The organism is Pseudomonas sp. xss_4 (assembly GCF_043104125.1).
In the GTDB taxonomy this organism is placed as follows: Bacteria; Pseudomonadota; Gammaproteobacteria; order Pseudomonadales; family Pseudomonadaceae; genus Aquipseudomonas; species Aquipseudomonas parafulva_B.
Genome location: NZ_JBICKJ010000067.1, coordinates 75,680 through 88,241, shown reverse-complemented (window position 1 = coordinate 88,241; position 12,562 = coordinate 75,680). Strand labels below are relative to the sequence as shown.

Annotated in this window: 13 protein-coding genes; 5 read left to right on the top strand and 8 right to left on the bottom strand. The window is 62.9% G+C overall.

Annotated features, from left to right (window positions below; translation table 11 throughout):
- Nucleotides 1-151: 151 nt before the first annotated feature.
- The 3 genes from ACF8GB_RS12890 to ACF8GB_RS12880 are packed head-to-tail and all read right to left on the bottom strand — an operon-like array spanning nt 152 to nt 2,021.
- Nucleotides 152-745, bottom strand: coding sequence for a D-Ala-D-Ala carboxypeptidase family metallohydrolase (locus ACF8GB_RS12890; protein WP_392527134.1), 594 nt, complete (start codon nt 743-745; stop codon nt 152-154).
- 41 nt (nt 746-786) lie between these two features.
- Nucleotides 787-1,239, bottom strand: a complete 453-nt coding sequence (gene rimI, locus ACF8GB_RS12885; protein WP_023533216.1) for a ribosomal protein S18-alanine N-acetyltransferase — start codon at nt 1,237-1,239, stop codon at nt 787-789.
- Nucleotides 1,236-2,021, bottom strand: coding sequence for an energy transducer TonB (locus ACF8GB_RS12880; RefSeq protein WP_078479453.1), 786 nt, complete (start codon nt 2,019-2,021; stop codon nt 1,236-1,238). Before ACF8GB_RS12880 ends, rimI begins: the two co-directional genes overlap by 4 nt.
- A 222-nt stretch (nt 2,022-2,243) precedes the next feature.
- Here ACF8GB_RS12880 and mksB point away from each other — a divergent pair, with 222 nt between their 5' ends.
- From mksB to mksF, 3 genes are read left to right on the top strand one after another with little or no spacing between them, the layout of a single operon-like run.
- A complete protein-coding gene (gene mksB / locus ACF8GB_RS12875) occupies nt 2,244-3,533 on the top strand; it encodes an Mks condensin complex protein MksB (RefSeq protein WP_058638609.1) in 1,290 nt (429 codons plus the stop codon).
- Nucleotides 3,523-4,230, top strand: coding sequence for an Mks condensin complex protein MksE (mksE, locus tag ACF8GB_RS12870; protein ID WP_058638610.1), 708 nt, complete (start codon nt 3,523-3,525; stop codon nt 4,228-4,230). Before mksB ends, mksE begins: the two co-directional genes overlap by 11 nt.
- A complete protein-coding gene (mksF, locus tag ACF8GB_RS12865; RefSeq protein WP_058603096.1) occupies nt 4,227-7,058 on the top strand; it encodes an Mks condensin complex protein MksF in 2,832 nt (943 codons plus the stop codon). The genes mksE and mksF overlap by 4 nt, the downstream gene beginning before the upstream one ends.
- A 134-nt stretch (nt 7,059-7,192) precedes the next feature.
- Here the strand turns inward: mksF and ACF8GB_RS12860 are convergent, their stop codons facing one another.
- The 5 genes from ACF8GB_RS12860 to rplU form a co-directional block, all read right to left on the bottom strand.
- A complete protein-coding gene (locus tag ACF8GB_RS12860; protein WP_371259680.1) occupies nt 7,193-7,648 on the bottom strand; it encodes a CreA family protein in 456 nt (151 codons plus the stop codon).
- Between the two features lie 2 nt (nt 7,649-7,650).
- Entirely contained in the window at nt 7,651-8,769 is a 1,119-nt protein-coding gene (gene proB / locus ACF8GB_RS12855) for a glutamate 5-kinase (RefSeq protein WP_058603097.1), read from the bottom strand.
- An 85-nt stretch (nt 8,770-8,854) separates the two neighbouring features.
- On the bottom strand, nt 8,855-10,081 hold the full coding sequence (cgtA, locus tag ACF8GB_RS12850; protein ID WP_058638611.1) for an Obg family GTPase CgtA: 1,227 nt from the start codon (nt 10,079-10,081) through the stop codon (nt 8,855-8,857).
- 189 nt (nt 10,082-10,270) lie between these two features.
- On the bottom strand, nt 10,271-10,528 hold the full coding sequence (gene rpmA / locus ACF8GB_RS12845) for a 50S ribosomal protein L27 (RefSeq protein WP_023533198.1): 258 nt from the start codon (nt 10,526-10,528) through the stop codon (nt 10,271-10,273).
- A 38-nt stretch (nt 10,529-10,566) separates the two neighbouring features.
- Complete coding sequence (gene rplU / locus ACF8GB_RS12840; RefSeq protein WP_023533254.1) at nt 10,567-10,881, bottom strand: 50S ribosomal protein L21; 315 nt, start codon at nt 10,879-10,881, stop codon at nt 10,567-10,569.
- A 244-nt stretch (nt 10,882-11,125) separates the two neighbouring features.
- On the opposite strand from rplU, the gene ACF8GB_RS12835 reads away from it, so the two are divergent.
- Together ACF8GB_RS12835 and ACF8GB_RS12830 are read left to right on the top strand one after the other, a co-directional pair.
- Nucleotides 11,126-12,094: a polyprenyl synthetase family protein gene (locus ACF8GB_RS12835; protein ID WP_058638612.1), complete on the top strand. Its 969-nt coding sequence runs from the start codon at nt 11,126-11,128 to the stop codon at nt 12,092-12,094.
- 126 nt (nt 12,095-12,220) lie between these two features.
- Nucleotides 12,221-12,562: a zinc ribbon domain-containing protein YjdM gene (locus tag ACF8GB_RS12830; RefSeq protein WP_058603098.1), complete on the top strand. Its 342-nt coding sequence runs from the start codon at nt 12,221-12,223 to the stop codon at nt 12,560-12,562.

Genomic DNA, 12,562 nt, shown 5'->3' with positions numbered 1-12,562 from the left:
GCCCGCCAGAAAGTCAGGTGGTCTTCGCGAGCCTGCGCAATCACCTCACACCGCTCATCGCCAAAAAGACAGCTACCAGGCTAACCACGCCCAGTGCGCGAGCGACATGGGCGCGCGAAAGGCCACGTTAAGCCACAGCGGGATTGCTGACTCACCTGGGCTTGCTGCAAAAGGATGACGCCGCACTGCCGTCACCGCCCCAGGTGCGGTAGCCGGCCGTGTCCAGGTGAATGCGACCGCTCGGGTAGCGGCCAAGGCCCATGCCCCACGCCTGACCGTGCTGCTGCCAGAAACGGCACAGCGGGTTGGGGTCGGCCCAGGGCGCCAGCAGGACATCCACGGCGAATGCCTGGGTATGCGCACTGCCGATCGCCCCGCCGGCACAGCGATTGAGGCCTGGATCACGGTAGGCGGAGACCACTTCGAAATCGGGCAAGGCCCCCTGCTCACCCAGCGTTCGGAGCAACGACAGCGTAGCGCGCACGGCCGGCCAGTTTTGCTTGGGCGGCACGGCAAACGGTGAAGCCCGGCACAATTTCCAGTCCGAGGCCGAGCGCAAGAGCTGATGAATCGGCACCACGCCGTACACGCGTGCCTGCACGAGCATGTCTCGAAAAGGCCGTGTCGGGTGCTCACCCGCCCACTGGGCGAACATCCTCAGGTCGCGTTCATCGGCCAGGGCCCCGCTGGACGCCGAATTTACCGCCAGCAACAGCGCGGCAACCACACTCCGTTTCTTCGACATGGCACACCCCTGCACGTCTCGGCAGCGGCCCTGCCGCTGGCTCAGTCCGGGAACAACGTGCAGGCCATCACCAGCGCATCCTCGCGACCACCCGCAGCTGGATAATAGTCGCGCCGGCGGCCGATTTCATTGAAGCCGAAACGCTCGTACAGGCGATAAGCCGGGTTGCTGGCCCTCACCTCCAGGAAACACTCGCGACCGTTGAGCTGGTAGGCGCGCGACATCAGGTGTTCGAGCAGCCGCAAGCCCAGGCCGCGCCCCTGGTTTTCCGGCTTGACGGTGATGTTGAGCAGGTGAGCTTCGTCGATGATCACGTTGATCACGCCGTGGCCAACCTGTTGCTGCCCATCGAACATCAGCCAGACTTCATAGGATTTCAGGGCATCCAGAAAGATACCGCGGGTCCAGGGGTGGCTGAACGCGGCATATTCGATTTTCAGCACGGCATCCAGATCCGCCTCGGTCATGGGGCGAAAGCTGATCGAGTCACTCATTCAACGGGTTTCCAGCGCGCCATCAGCTGGCGCATGGCTTTCCAGACGTCCGCTTTACGCTGCGGCTCGTCCATCAACAGTTCCAGGCCCGGCAAGGCCCACGCCTCGCCCAGGCCGTCGAGCTTGAGGGTTTGGTAATAAGCCTGGTCGTCGGCGCCGGCAGCAAAGCGCAGCGCCGGCGTACCCACCAGCCACAGGCAGGTGCAGGGCGCTTCTTCCAGACGCGCCTGGACAAAACCCTGTACAAAATCGCGGGCTGCGTCCGGGCCCTGGTCCATGTTGCCGCGCATCAGCAGCGGCCAGCGCACTGGCTCACCCACGATCTGCGGGGCATCGGGTAGGCCAGCGGCGCGCAGCATGTCCTTGAGCAGCAGGTAGGACGGGTCACGGCTCTGGAAAGGCTGGCCGGTGGCCAGCTCGACCAGCAATAGGCAATCGCCAGCGCGCAGCAATTGCAAGGCAAAGCGCGGAGGCGGTACCGGCACTGGGCGAGGGGTCGCAGCCTGCTCGGGCGCCTCCACAGGCTTGGCCGCGGCCTTGGCGGAAACGCCAGGGCGCGGGACCTCGATCTTCGGCCGCTCGACGACCCGTGCCTGGGGGGCAACAGGTGATTTGTCGGCTATCTGGCGTGGCGGCGGCTCGAAATCGATGTCCTCGGGCGGCGCTAACGGCAGCAGCAGCTCGGGCCGCGACGGCGCGGCGAACGGCAGCTCGGCGCGCGGCAGCCAGTGCACCACTTGCATGGCGGACAGGTAGGCGCGACGACGTTGTTCGGTAAGCAAGGCGGTCATCCGAGGGGGTTGGGACAGGTGCGCATTCTAACGCCGATGACTCGCCAGTGCCGCATCAGCTCGGCGGTTTTTTACGCATCCCCTGCCTGCCTGGGCAAGCCATAGGAGGCGCGCGGTTCGATCAGCCTGTCGCACGACAGACCAAGCGGATAAGAACCAACCCGTCGGATGCAGTACAATCGCCCCCTTTTTCTTGGCCACGAGTCCAAGCCGATGATCGAACCCAAGCGCGTCCTGCGTGCCCTAGCCGAACACTGGGCCCTGATCGAGCCGCTGTGCGAGCGTTTCGACCAGGGCACCCTCAGCCTGGTGGAGCTGCGCCAGCATGTGGCCCGCCAGCAGATCGAGAGCACCCCGCAGGACATTACCCAACTGCTCGATGTGTGGATCCGCCTGGACATCCTGGTACCCGTTGCCAAGAGCCCGAACCGCTTCGAGCTCAATGCCCAGATCCACGATTTTCTCGCCTACCTGCGCCGTGAACATCGCCTCGGCCTGTGCCTGGAGATCGAGGCCTACCTGCGTCACCTGGAGCGCCTGGCCGGGCACATCCAGGATGCCTTCGACAACCGCGACAGCGACGACCTGGCGCGGCAACTGCGGTTGCTGGACATGCGCGTGCGGGATGTGCTGAAGAAGCTCGACAACGATGAGCAGGCCCTGGTGGCCGTCGCCGAGCGGGCCAAGACCAGCAGTCGCCAGATACCGCTGCGCCAGCGCTATGCCGAGGTGCTGGCCACCTGGGACGAATACGTCGAGCCGATGATCCAGCTGGTCAACGCCGACGGCGCCTTCGAGCAAGGTGTGCGCAAGGTCGAGACCGTGCTGCTGAAGCTACTCGGTGAACAGGCGCGCCTTGGCCACCTGGTCGACGACGACATGCTGCTGCGCACCCATGCGCGCATTCTGGAGATGCAGACCAGCGCCCAGCTTACCCTGCGTCATGCCCGTGAGCTGCTGCTGCCGCTGCGCGAGGAAGCACGGCGCCATAACGCGGTTACCCGTGGTGCAGCCCTGGCACTGTCGGTGGTGCGCCGCAAGGGCCTGGACGCGCTGCCCCAGGCGGCCATGCCGTTGTTTACCCGCCCGCAAAGCACCTTCCTGGGCAGCGCCAGCCAGGTCGAAGCCTATGTCTATGCCTTGGCACGCTTCGAGCCCAAGCCAGCGCGTTTCCCCAAGGCGCACAAGAGCACGTCCGACGCCAAGCCTCGCGCACCGCGCACGGTCAAGGAAATGACCGAACGCTGTGAACAGGCACTGCCTCTGCCAGACCTGATGGTGTGGCTGCTGGAGCAGGAGCCCGAAGGCGCCACCGACGAACTGCTGTACTGGTTCTCACGCCTGTCACGGGAAAAACGCTTCAACCGCGAGCGCCTCGAGCGGCGTGACTACGACACCCAGGAACACCGCGTCAGCCTGCGTTCGTACGCCCTGACTTCCAGCCGCGAAGACGCCGCCAGTGCGTCCCCAGAACCCCACGCGAGCCCAGCCCATGCATCTTGATCTTTCCGAACTGTCCCAGCTCGCACCGATCTTCCGCGAGCTGTTCAAAGGTTTCCACATCAGCCGCCGCGACCCGGAGCTGTACGCGCAGTTGTCCAACTTCCAGGACCAGTACCGCAGCCTGTTCAAGGCCCTGGGCTTCGAGCTGGTGTGCGACACCCGCGGTTTCTACTACTTCGTGCCGGACATGACGGCGGCGCAGGTCAACAAGACGGCGCAGCGCCTGTCGCTGTTCACCTTCATTCTGGTCGAGCACCTGGCCGATCAAGGCCGTGACCCGATCGCGGTGCTCGACGGCGGCAGCGTTGGTCGCGACGAACTGCCTTCGTTGCTCGACAAATACCGTGACCTGTTCCTGCAGGCCGAGGTGCAGACGGTCGAGGACTTGGAAGAAAAGATCCTGCGCCGCATGACCCAGCTTGGCTTCGCCCATGAAGAAGGTGGCATCTACCGTTTCCTGCCGCCGATGCACCGGTTCCTGGACGTTTGCCTGGCCGTGCAGCAGGACCGGGACTTGGCGGCGACGCTGCACAGCGCCCTGCCCTTGCCCACCCCAGTGCTGGCCGAAGACCACGCCGAGCCAATGCTCGAACACACGGACGATCCGCTCGACCTGACGTCGTTCGAGGCTGAGGAAGACGAAGAACAGGCCCTGGCTCGTGCCATTCGCCAAGAGCAACAGGAGATCGACGCATGAGCCAGGAACGCTACGGCATCCGCCGCTTCGCATTGCTCAACACGGCAGGCTACAGCCTGGGTTTGTTCCCGCTGGAGCACCCGCTGTCGGTGTACGGCGCCAACAACCTGGGCAAGTCGGCATCGATCAACGCCCTGCAGTTCCCGATCCTGGCCCGCATGTCGGACATGAGCTTTGGCAAGTACAGCCTGGAGCAGTCGCGCCGCTTCTACTTCGCCAGTGACACCTCGTACATCCTCTGCGAACTGAGCCTGCCCCACGGGCCGCACGTGATCGGGGTCGTCGGCCGTGGGCCGGGTGGCGGCTTCGGGCACCAGTTCTTTGCCTACCAGGGCGAGCTGGACCTGGCGCACTATCAGAAGAACGACACGTGCCTGCGCCAGAAAGAGCTGTTCACCAACCTTGAAAGCAAGGGCATCAAAGCCTACGAGCTCAAGCCGGACGAACTGCGCCGCCTGTTGGTCGGCGGTCATACCTCGGTGCCCCTGGACCTGACCCTGATCCCGCTGCGCTCGACCAGCGAGCAGAGCCTCAAGACCTTCCGCGCGTTGTTCATCAACCTGCTGCACATGCGCGAAATCACGGCGGCCAAGCTCAAGCAGCTGTTCCTCGATGCCTTCGAGCACAGCCTGCGTTCTGGCAGTGTCGACTACATTGCCGCCTGCGAAGAAGCCTTCCGCGATGTGCGACGCATGGAACAGGACTACAACGCCCTGGTCGCCGCCGGCCCACTGGTCGAGGCACTGGCCGGCGGCGTTGCCCAACGCGACATCCTGCGCGGCAAGCTGCACCGTATTTCGCCGGTGCTCGACAACCTGCTGGGTACCTGGCAGGACTACGCCATGGCGCGCAAGGAAGAGCTGGTCATCCAGGCCGAGCATTACCGGGGTGAACAGGACCGCTTGCAAAACGATCAGCGCGGCGGCACCCAGGAGCTGATGCGCCTTGAGCGTGAAATCACCGGCATCCAGCGCTGGCTAGGCGAGCTGTCGGTGTTGCGCCATCGTTTTGCCTTGGTCGATGACGTCAAGGTGCTGGAGCAGCAGTTGCTGGCGGCCAAGGATGCCCATGACGAGCTCGCCGGCGCCCTGGCCCAGTCCCGTCAGTTCAGTGCCGAAGACCTCGACCAGCGCGTTGGCGACCTGGAAAAACGCCTCAGGCAGGTCAAGCAGCAGCTCGATCACGCCGACAACAACAGTTATGCCCGTTTGCGCGAAGAGTTCTCGCAGCAGGATGTCGACCGCCTGATGCGCCTGTTCAACGGTGCCCTGTTCAGCCTGCCATTGGGTGAGCGTGGCATCGAGCTGGACGACAGCGACCTGTGGGTGAAATCCCTTGAAGCGGTGCTCGACCGCTTCAAGGGTGAGCGTTTCGAGGTGCCTGGCCTGTCCATCGACCTGTCCCACATCGACCCACCGGCCTTGCAGGCGCTGGCTGACCGCGCCGCGCTGCGTGATCAGAAGGAGCGCCTGGACAAGGAGCTGCGCCAGCTCAAGACCCAGCAGGCAGTGAGCGCCGACCGCTCGGCTTCCAAGGCGCAGACCGAAGCGCTGTACCAGCAGGTACTCGACGCCCAGAAAGCCCTGGAAGACTACCGCCGCAGCCAGACCCTGGCCGCCGAAGAGCCTGCCAAGCTCGAACAGCTCGCACAAATGGAGGCCGCTCAGGATGAACTCAAGCGCTCCAGCGATGCGTTTACCGAGCGGGTACAGCAGCTGTCGGCCAAGCTGCAACTGGTGGCGCGCCAGTTGGGTGACCTGGAGTCCAAGCAACGCACCCTGGACGATGCATTGCGCCGCCGTCAGTTGCTACCGGCCGACCTGCCCCTCGGCACCCCGTTCATGGAAGCCATCGACGACTCCATGGACAACCTGCTGCCACTGCTCAACGACTACCAGGACAGCTGGCAGAGCCTGCAGCGGGTGGATAACCAGATCGAAGCGTTGTACGCGCAGGTGCGCCTCAAAGGCGTGGCCAAGTTCGACAGCGAAGACGACATGGAGCGCCGCCTGCAGTTGCTGGTCAACGCCTATGCCCACCGTACCGACGAGGCATTGACCCTGGCCAAGGCGCGTCGCGCTGCCGTGACGGACATTGCCCGTACCCTGCGCAACATCCGCAGCGACTACGACAGCCTCGAGCACCAGCTTGCCCTGTTCAACCGCGAGATCAACCGACGCCAGGTGTCGAACCTGGAAAGCTTCCGTGTGGTGCTGGCACCGAACAAGGAGGCGCTCAAGCACATCGACCAGATCATCCACAGTGCTGGCCAATATGAAGAAGGCGAAACCCTGTCGGTGTTCGACCTCACCCAGAACGCTGACCAGGACAACCGGAACGAGCAGGCCAAGGAATACCTGGCGCGCCTGGTCGCCGCGAACCATAACCAGCTGGGGTTGAAGGACCTGTTCGAGCTGGCGTTCGAGATCACCAAGGTCAACGGCCAGCCGATCATCCACGCCGACATCGACGGCGCGGCGTCCAACGGCACGACCATGACCATCAAGGCGCTGACCAACATGTACCTGTTGCTGCACCTGATGGACCGCGACTTGGCTGGGCGTGTGCGCCTGCCGTACTACCTGGACGAAGCGGCGGACATCGACGAACGCAACCAGGCGGCATTGCTGGAGACCAGCCTGCAGCTGGGCTTCGTGCCGATCCTGGCGAGCGTCAAGCCGCAGGTTTCGGCACACGTGGCCATTGACCTGGAAGGCGGCAGCGGCCCCAACGGCATCTACATCGACGAATCGGACTGGAAGTTCATCAGCCCGCTGGAGGAGGTGAAGGTGGTGGTGCGCGAAGATCAGGGTGAAGTGGTTATCTGACGGAGATCGTGGGGCCGCTGCGCGGCCCCGACAATGGATGTTGCGAAGCTGAGGTTCTGGGACTGACACGCCTCCCATCACCCCCACCTCAACACTCACAACGCATCCAACTCAAATCGACCCAGACCTGCCCGTCACTGAGCCCACGGCAGAATCGGAATCGCCGTCACGGCATTCTGCGGGCTGCCTTCGACGATGCGATCGCTGTACACCAGATACACCAGCGTATTGCGCTTCTTGTCCAGGAAGCGCACCACCTGCATGGTCTTGAATACCAGCGATGTGCGCTCCTTGAATACCTCATCGCCATCCTTGAGCTCGCCCTTGAAGCTGATCGGTCCTACCTGACGGCAGGCGATCGAGGCCTCGGCGCGGTCCTCGGCCAACCCCAGTCCACCCTTCACACCCCCCGTCTTGGCTCGCGACAGGTAGCACGTCACACCTTCGACCTTGGGGTCGTCGAAGGCTTCCACGACGATGCGGTCGTTCGGCCCTAGAAACTTGAAGACAGTGGACACCTGGCCGATTTCCTCGGCGCCAGCCAGCATCGGCAACCCAAGGGCTGCCACGACAAACAGTTTCTTCAGCATGTTCATACCAGCACCAGATTGTCACGATGCACCAGCTCAGGCTCGGCGCTATAACCCAGGATAGACTCGATGACGTCGGAGGATTGCCCGATGATCTTCTGCGCCTCCAGGGCACTGTAGTTGGCCAGGCCCCTGGCCACTTCCAACCCATCAGGGCCCACGCACACCACCATCTCGCCACGTCTGAAGCTGCCCTGGATGGCCTTGACGCCCACTGGCAGCAAACTCTTGTTGGCCTGGCGCAGTGCCTGTACCGCACCCTCGTCCAATACCAGCGTGCCGCGGGTCTGCAAATGGCCCGCCAGCCACTGCTTGCGGGCTGCCAGCATGCCACGCTCAGGCGACAGCAAGGTGCCCAACCGCTCACCGGCCTTGAGACGATCAAGCACGCGCTCGATGCGCCCGCCAATGATGATGGTGTGGGCACCGGAGCGTGCCGCCAAGCGCGCAGCGCGCAGCTTGGTCTGCATACCGCCGCGCCCCAGTGCACCACCGGTGCTGCCGGCCACGGCGTCCAGCGCCGGATCATCGGCACGGGCCTCGAAGATCAGTTGCGCGTCGGGGTTGTTGCGCGGGTCGGCATCGAACATGCCATCACGGTCGGTCAGGATCACCAGCAGGTCGGCTTCCACGAGGTTAGCCACCAATGCCGCCAGGGTATCGTTGTCACCGAAGCGAATTTCGTCGGTCACCACGGTGTCGTTTTCATTGATCACCGGCACCACGCCCAGTTCGACGAGGGTGCGCAAGGTGCTGCGCGCATTGAGGTAGCGCTTGCGGTCGGACAGGTCGTCATGGGTCAACAGGATCTGCGCGGTATGCTTGCCATGCTCGCCAAAACTCGACTCCCAGGCCTGCACCAGGCGCATCTGACCGATGGACGCTGCTGCCTGCAGCTCGTTCATCGCACTGGGGCGTGACGTCCAGCCCAGCTGGCTCATGCCGGCGGCCACGGCGCCCGAGGAGACCAGCACCAACTCCACGCCCGCTTCACGCAGCGCGACCATCTGCTCGACCCACACGGCCATGGCGCCGCGATCGAGGCCTTTGCCATCGGCGGTCAGCAGCGCACTGCCAATCTTCACGACCCAGCGCCTGGCGCCCGTCACCTTGCTTCGCATCGTCTTCCAACCTATGTCGAATCTGTAGATACCGTGGATACAAAAACGCCGCTCAAGCGAGCGGCGTTTAGTGTACTGCAACCGATCAGTCGCGCACGTAAATGATTTCCGGGCCGTCTTCGTCGTCCTCGAAGTCATCATCCCAGCCATCGTCATCGCCGATGTCGTGCACGCTCTTGACACCGGTACGGCGCAAGGTGCGAGCATCGTCCAGGGCCTGCAACTGGGCCCGCGCCTCGTCCTCGATGCGCTGGTCGAGGTCGGCCAGTTCCTCGGCATAGGCCGGGTCGTTGGCCAGGCGGTCGGCACGGTCTTCGAGGTAGCGCATTAGGTCGTGGCTGAGCTTTTCGGTACCTTGCTTGGAGATGGCCGAGATCACGTACACAGGGCCCTCCCACTGCAGGCGCTCGACCACTTCCTTGACCCGCTCGTCGCGCTCGTCATCCATGACCATGTCGGCCTTGTTCAGCACCAACCAGCGCTCACGCTCAGCCAGTGACGGGCTGAAGCGGGTCAGCTCGTTGACGATGACTTCGGCGGCATCGGCCGGGCTGCTCTCGTCCAGCGGCGCCATGTCCACCAGGTGCAGCAGAACACGGGTACGCGCCAGGTGCTTGAGGAAGCGGATACCCAGGCCAGCACCGTCGGAGGCACCTTCGATCAGCCCAGGAATGTCGGCGATGACGAAGCTTTTCCAGCGGTCGACACTGACCACGCCCAGGTTCGGCACCAGAGTAGTGAACGGGTAGTCGGCCACTTTCGGCTTGGCGGCCGATACCGAGCGGATAAAAGTGCTCTTGCCCGCATTCGGCAGGCCCAGCAGGCCCACATCGGCCAGCACTTTCATTTCCATCTTCAAGTCGCGCTGCTCACCCGGCTTGCCAGGGGTGGTCTGGCGCGGTGCACGGTTGGTACTGGATTTGAAACGGGTATTGCCCAGGCCGTGCCAGCCGCCCTGGGCGACCATCAGCTTCTGCCCCGGCTTGACCAGGTCACCGATCACTTCCTGCGTGGAGGCATCGATCACCGTAGTGCCCACTGGCACACGCAGGAACAGGTCTTCGCCCTTCTTGCCCGTGCAGTCGGTGCTGCCGCCATTGGCGCCGCGCTGGGCTTCGTGGTGACGGGTGTAGCGATAGTCGACCAGGGTGTTGAGGTTCTCGTCTGCCACCATGAACACCGAGCCACCGTCACCGCCATCGCCGCCGTTGGGGCCACCGTTCTCGATGAACTTCTCGCGGCGGAAGCTCATGCAACCGTTACCGCCGTCACCGGCCTTGACCCGAATGGATACTTCGTCAACAAACTTCATTCAAAAACCGCCTCTCGCCTTCCGACGAGTTGAACACTGATAAACATGAGGCTCTTGCAAAAATGAGCGCGGCGGCCCCGTACGACCGTAGAAACCCACGCCGGCAACCCATACAAACAGCTTTGCAAGAGGCTCACCACAAACGAAAAAGCCCCGTCGCATGACGGGGCTTTTGGAGCGACGTCGCGATTAGGCTGCGACGATGCTCACGTAACGGCGGTTGAACTCGCCTTTCTTTTCGAACTTGATCACGCCTTCGATCTTGGCGAACAGGGTGTGATCTTTACCGATGCCCACGCCGTAGCCTGGGTGGAATTCGGTGCCGCGCTGGCGGACGATGATGTTGCCTGGCTTGATAACCTGGCCGCCATACATCTTCACGCCAAGGCGTTTCGATTCTGAGTCGCGACCGTTACGAGTACTACCACCAGCCTTCTTGTGAGCCATGGTTCAATTCTCCAAATAAATTCAGGGGATCTAGGGGATTAAGCCTGGATGCCGGTGATTTTGATCTCGGTGAACCACTGGCGGTGGCCCATGCGCTTCATGTGGTGCTTACGACGACGGAACTTGATGATGCGAACCTTGTCGTGGCGGCCTTGCGAAACGACTTCGGCCACTACTTTAGCGCCAGCAACAACTGGAGCACCGATGGTGACTTCTTCACCGTTGGCGACCAGCAGAACGCGATCGAAAGTCACGGACTCGCCAGTGGCGACTTCCAGTTTCTCGACCTTGAGGAATTCACCTTCAGCGACTTTGTACTGCTTGCCGCCGGTAACGATTACTGCGTAAGACATGGTATTTCTCCGATAATCCTGCTCACCCAGCGCTTTATATGATGAGTATTGGCTGGCATGGCTGCACAGGGCTGGAACGGCCCGGCGCAATTGCGTAAGGCAGGTGCTGCCCAGGAAGTTAGGGTGCGCGATTGTACGCAACACAGGTTTTGCTTGCAAGTGCAGCGCCCGACCGACCGGCACCGTGCCTTGACACACCGGGACCCGCAACCTAGCATGCCGCGCAACCTCACTGGAGCAGCCGATGCAACCCCAAACCTTCTACCGTGCGGTGGCTGACGATTTCAGCGCCGTCGACGAGATCATCAAGAAGCAGCTGACCTCGCGCGTGCCGCTGGTATCGAAGATCGGCGACTATATCACGTCGGCCGGCGGCAAGCGCCTGCGTCCATTGCTGGTGTTGCTGTGCGGCAAGGCTCTGGGCCACCGGGGCGACGACCTGCGGCTGCTGGCAGCCACCATCGAGTTCCTGCACACCGCTACCCTGCTGCACGATGACGTGGTCGACATGTCGGGCATGCGCCGCGGCCGCTCCACGGCCAACGCCCTGTGGGGCAATGCCCCAAGCGTGCTGGTCGGTGATTTCCTCTATTCCCGTTCGTTCGAGATGATGGTCGAACTGGGGTCGATGCCGGTCATGCAGATTCTGTCCAGGGCTACCCGGGTCATCGCCGAAGGCGAAGTGCTGCAGCTGTCGCGGGTACGCGATGCCAGCACCACCGAGGAGGTCTACATGGACGTCATCCGCGGCAAGACTGCCATGCTGTTCGAAGCCTCTACCCACAGTGCTGCGGCGCTGGCCCAGGCCTCCGATGCCCAGCGCGAGGCCTTGCGCATGTTCGGTGACCACCTGGGCGTGGCTTTCCAGCTGGTCGACGACCTGCTTGACTATGAAGGCGATGCCGAAGCACTGGGCAAGAACGTGGGCGACGACCTGGCCGAGGGCAAGCCCACCCTGCCTTTGATCTACACCATGCGCGAGGGCACTGCCGAGCAGGCAGCGCTGGTGCGTCAGGCCATTCAGAAAGGCGGCCTCGAAGACCTGGAGCAGATCCGTGCCGCCGTAGAGGCATCGGGTGCACTCAAGTACACCGCAGCCCTGGCGCAGGATTACGTCAAGCGCGCTATCGAGTGCCTGGAAGTGCTCCCTGCCAGCGAATACCGGGATGCGTTGGTCGAGCTCAGCCAGTTCGCGGTCGCACGCACCCACTGACGGCACGCCCTTCCCCACACGCGGTTCGTCCCCGAACCGCTACGGACTTTTGTCCGGACATAATCACTTCTGAAACCAGACCTTCTACAATGGCGGCTTTTCCGCCTGTCTGTTCGAGGAACCGAAGTGAGTACGTTGCCACCCTGCCCCAAATGCAACTCCGAATACACCTACGAGGATGGCACGCAGCTGATCTGCCCTGAATGTGCCCACGAATGGTCGGCCAACGGCGAAGCCGAACCTGCCAATGACGATGTGGTGAAAAAAGATTCAGTCGGCAACGTGCTACAAGACGGCGACACCGTGACCGTGATCAAGGACTTGAAGGTCAAGGGCTCGTCCCTGGTGGTCAAGGTCGGCACCAAGGTCAAGAACATCCGCCTGTGCGACGGTGACCACGATATCGACTGCAAGATCGACGGCATTGGCGCGATGAAACTGAAATCGGAATTCGTGCGCAAGGTCTGA

What these genes read in the sequence shown, in the direction of transcription:
- ACF8GB_RS12890 (WP_392527134.1), bottom strand. Translation starts at nt 745, where the DNA reads ATGTCGAAGAAACGGAGTGTGGTTGCCGCGCTGTTGCTGGCGGTAAAT.
- rimI (WP_023533216.1), bottom strand. Translation starts at nt 1,239, where the DNA reads ATGAGTGACTCGATCAGCTTTCGCCCCATGACCGAGGCGGATCTGGAT.
- mksB (WP_058638609.1), top strand. Translation starts at nt 2,244, where the DNA reads ATGATCGAACCCAAGCGCGTCCTGCGTGCCCTAGCCGAACACTGGGCC.
- mksE (WP_058638610.1), top strand. Translation starts at nt 3,523, where the DNA reads ATGCATCTTGATCTTTCCGAACTGTCCCAGCTCGCACCGATCTTCCGC.
- mksF (WP_058603096.1), top strand. Translation starts at nt 4,227, where the DNA reads ATGAGCCAGGAACGCTACGGCATCCGCCGCTTCGCATTGCTCAACACG.
- ACF8GB_RS12860 (WP_371259680.1), bottom strand. Translation starts at nt 7,648, where the DNA reads ATGCTGAAGAAACTGTTTGTCGTGGCAGCCCTTGGGTTGCCGATGCTG.
- proB (WP_058603097.1), bottom strand. Translation starts at nt 8,769, where the DNA reads ATGCGAAGCAAGGTGACGGGCGCCAGGCGCTGGGTCGTGAAGATTGGC.
- cgtA (WP_058638611.1), bottom strand. Translation starts at nt 10,081, where the DNA reads ATGAAGTTTGTTGACGAAGTATCCATTCGGGTCAAGGCCGGTGACGGC.
- rpmA (WP_023533198.1), bottom strand. Translation starts at nt 10,528, where the DNA reads ATGGCTCACAAGAAGGCTGGTGGTAGTACTCGTAACGGTCGCGACTCA.
- rplU (WP_023533254.1), bottom strand. Translation starts at nt 10,881, where the DNA reads ATGTCTTACGCAGTAATCGTTACCGGCGGCAAGCAGTACAAAGTCGCT.
- ACF8GB_RS12835 (WP_058638612.1), top strand. Translation starts at nt 11,126, where the DNA reads ATGCAACCCCAAACCTTCTACCGTGCGGTGGCTGACGATTTCAGCGCC.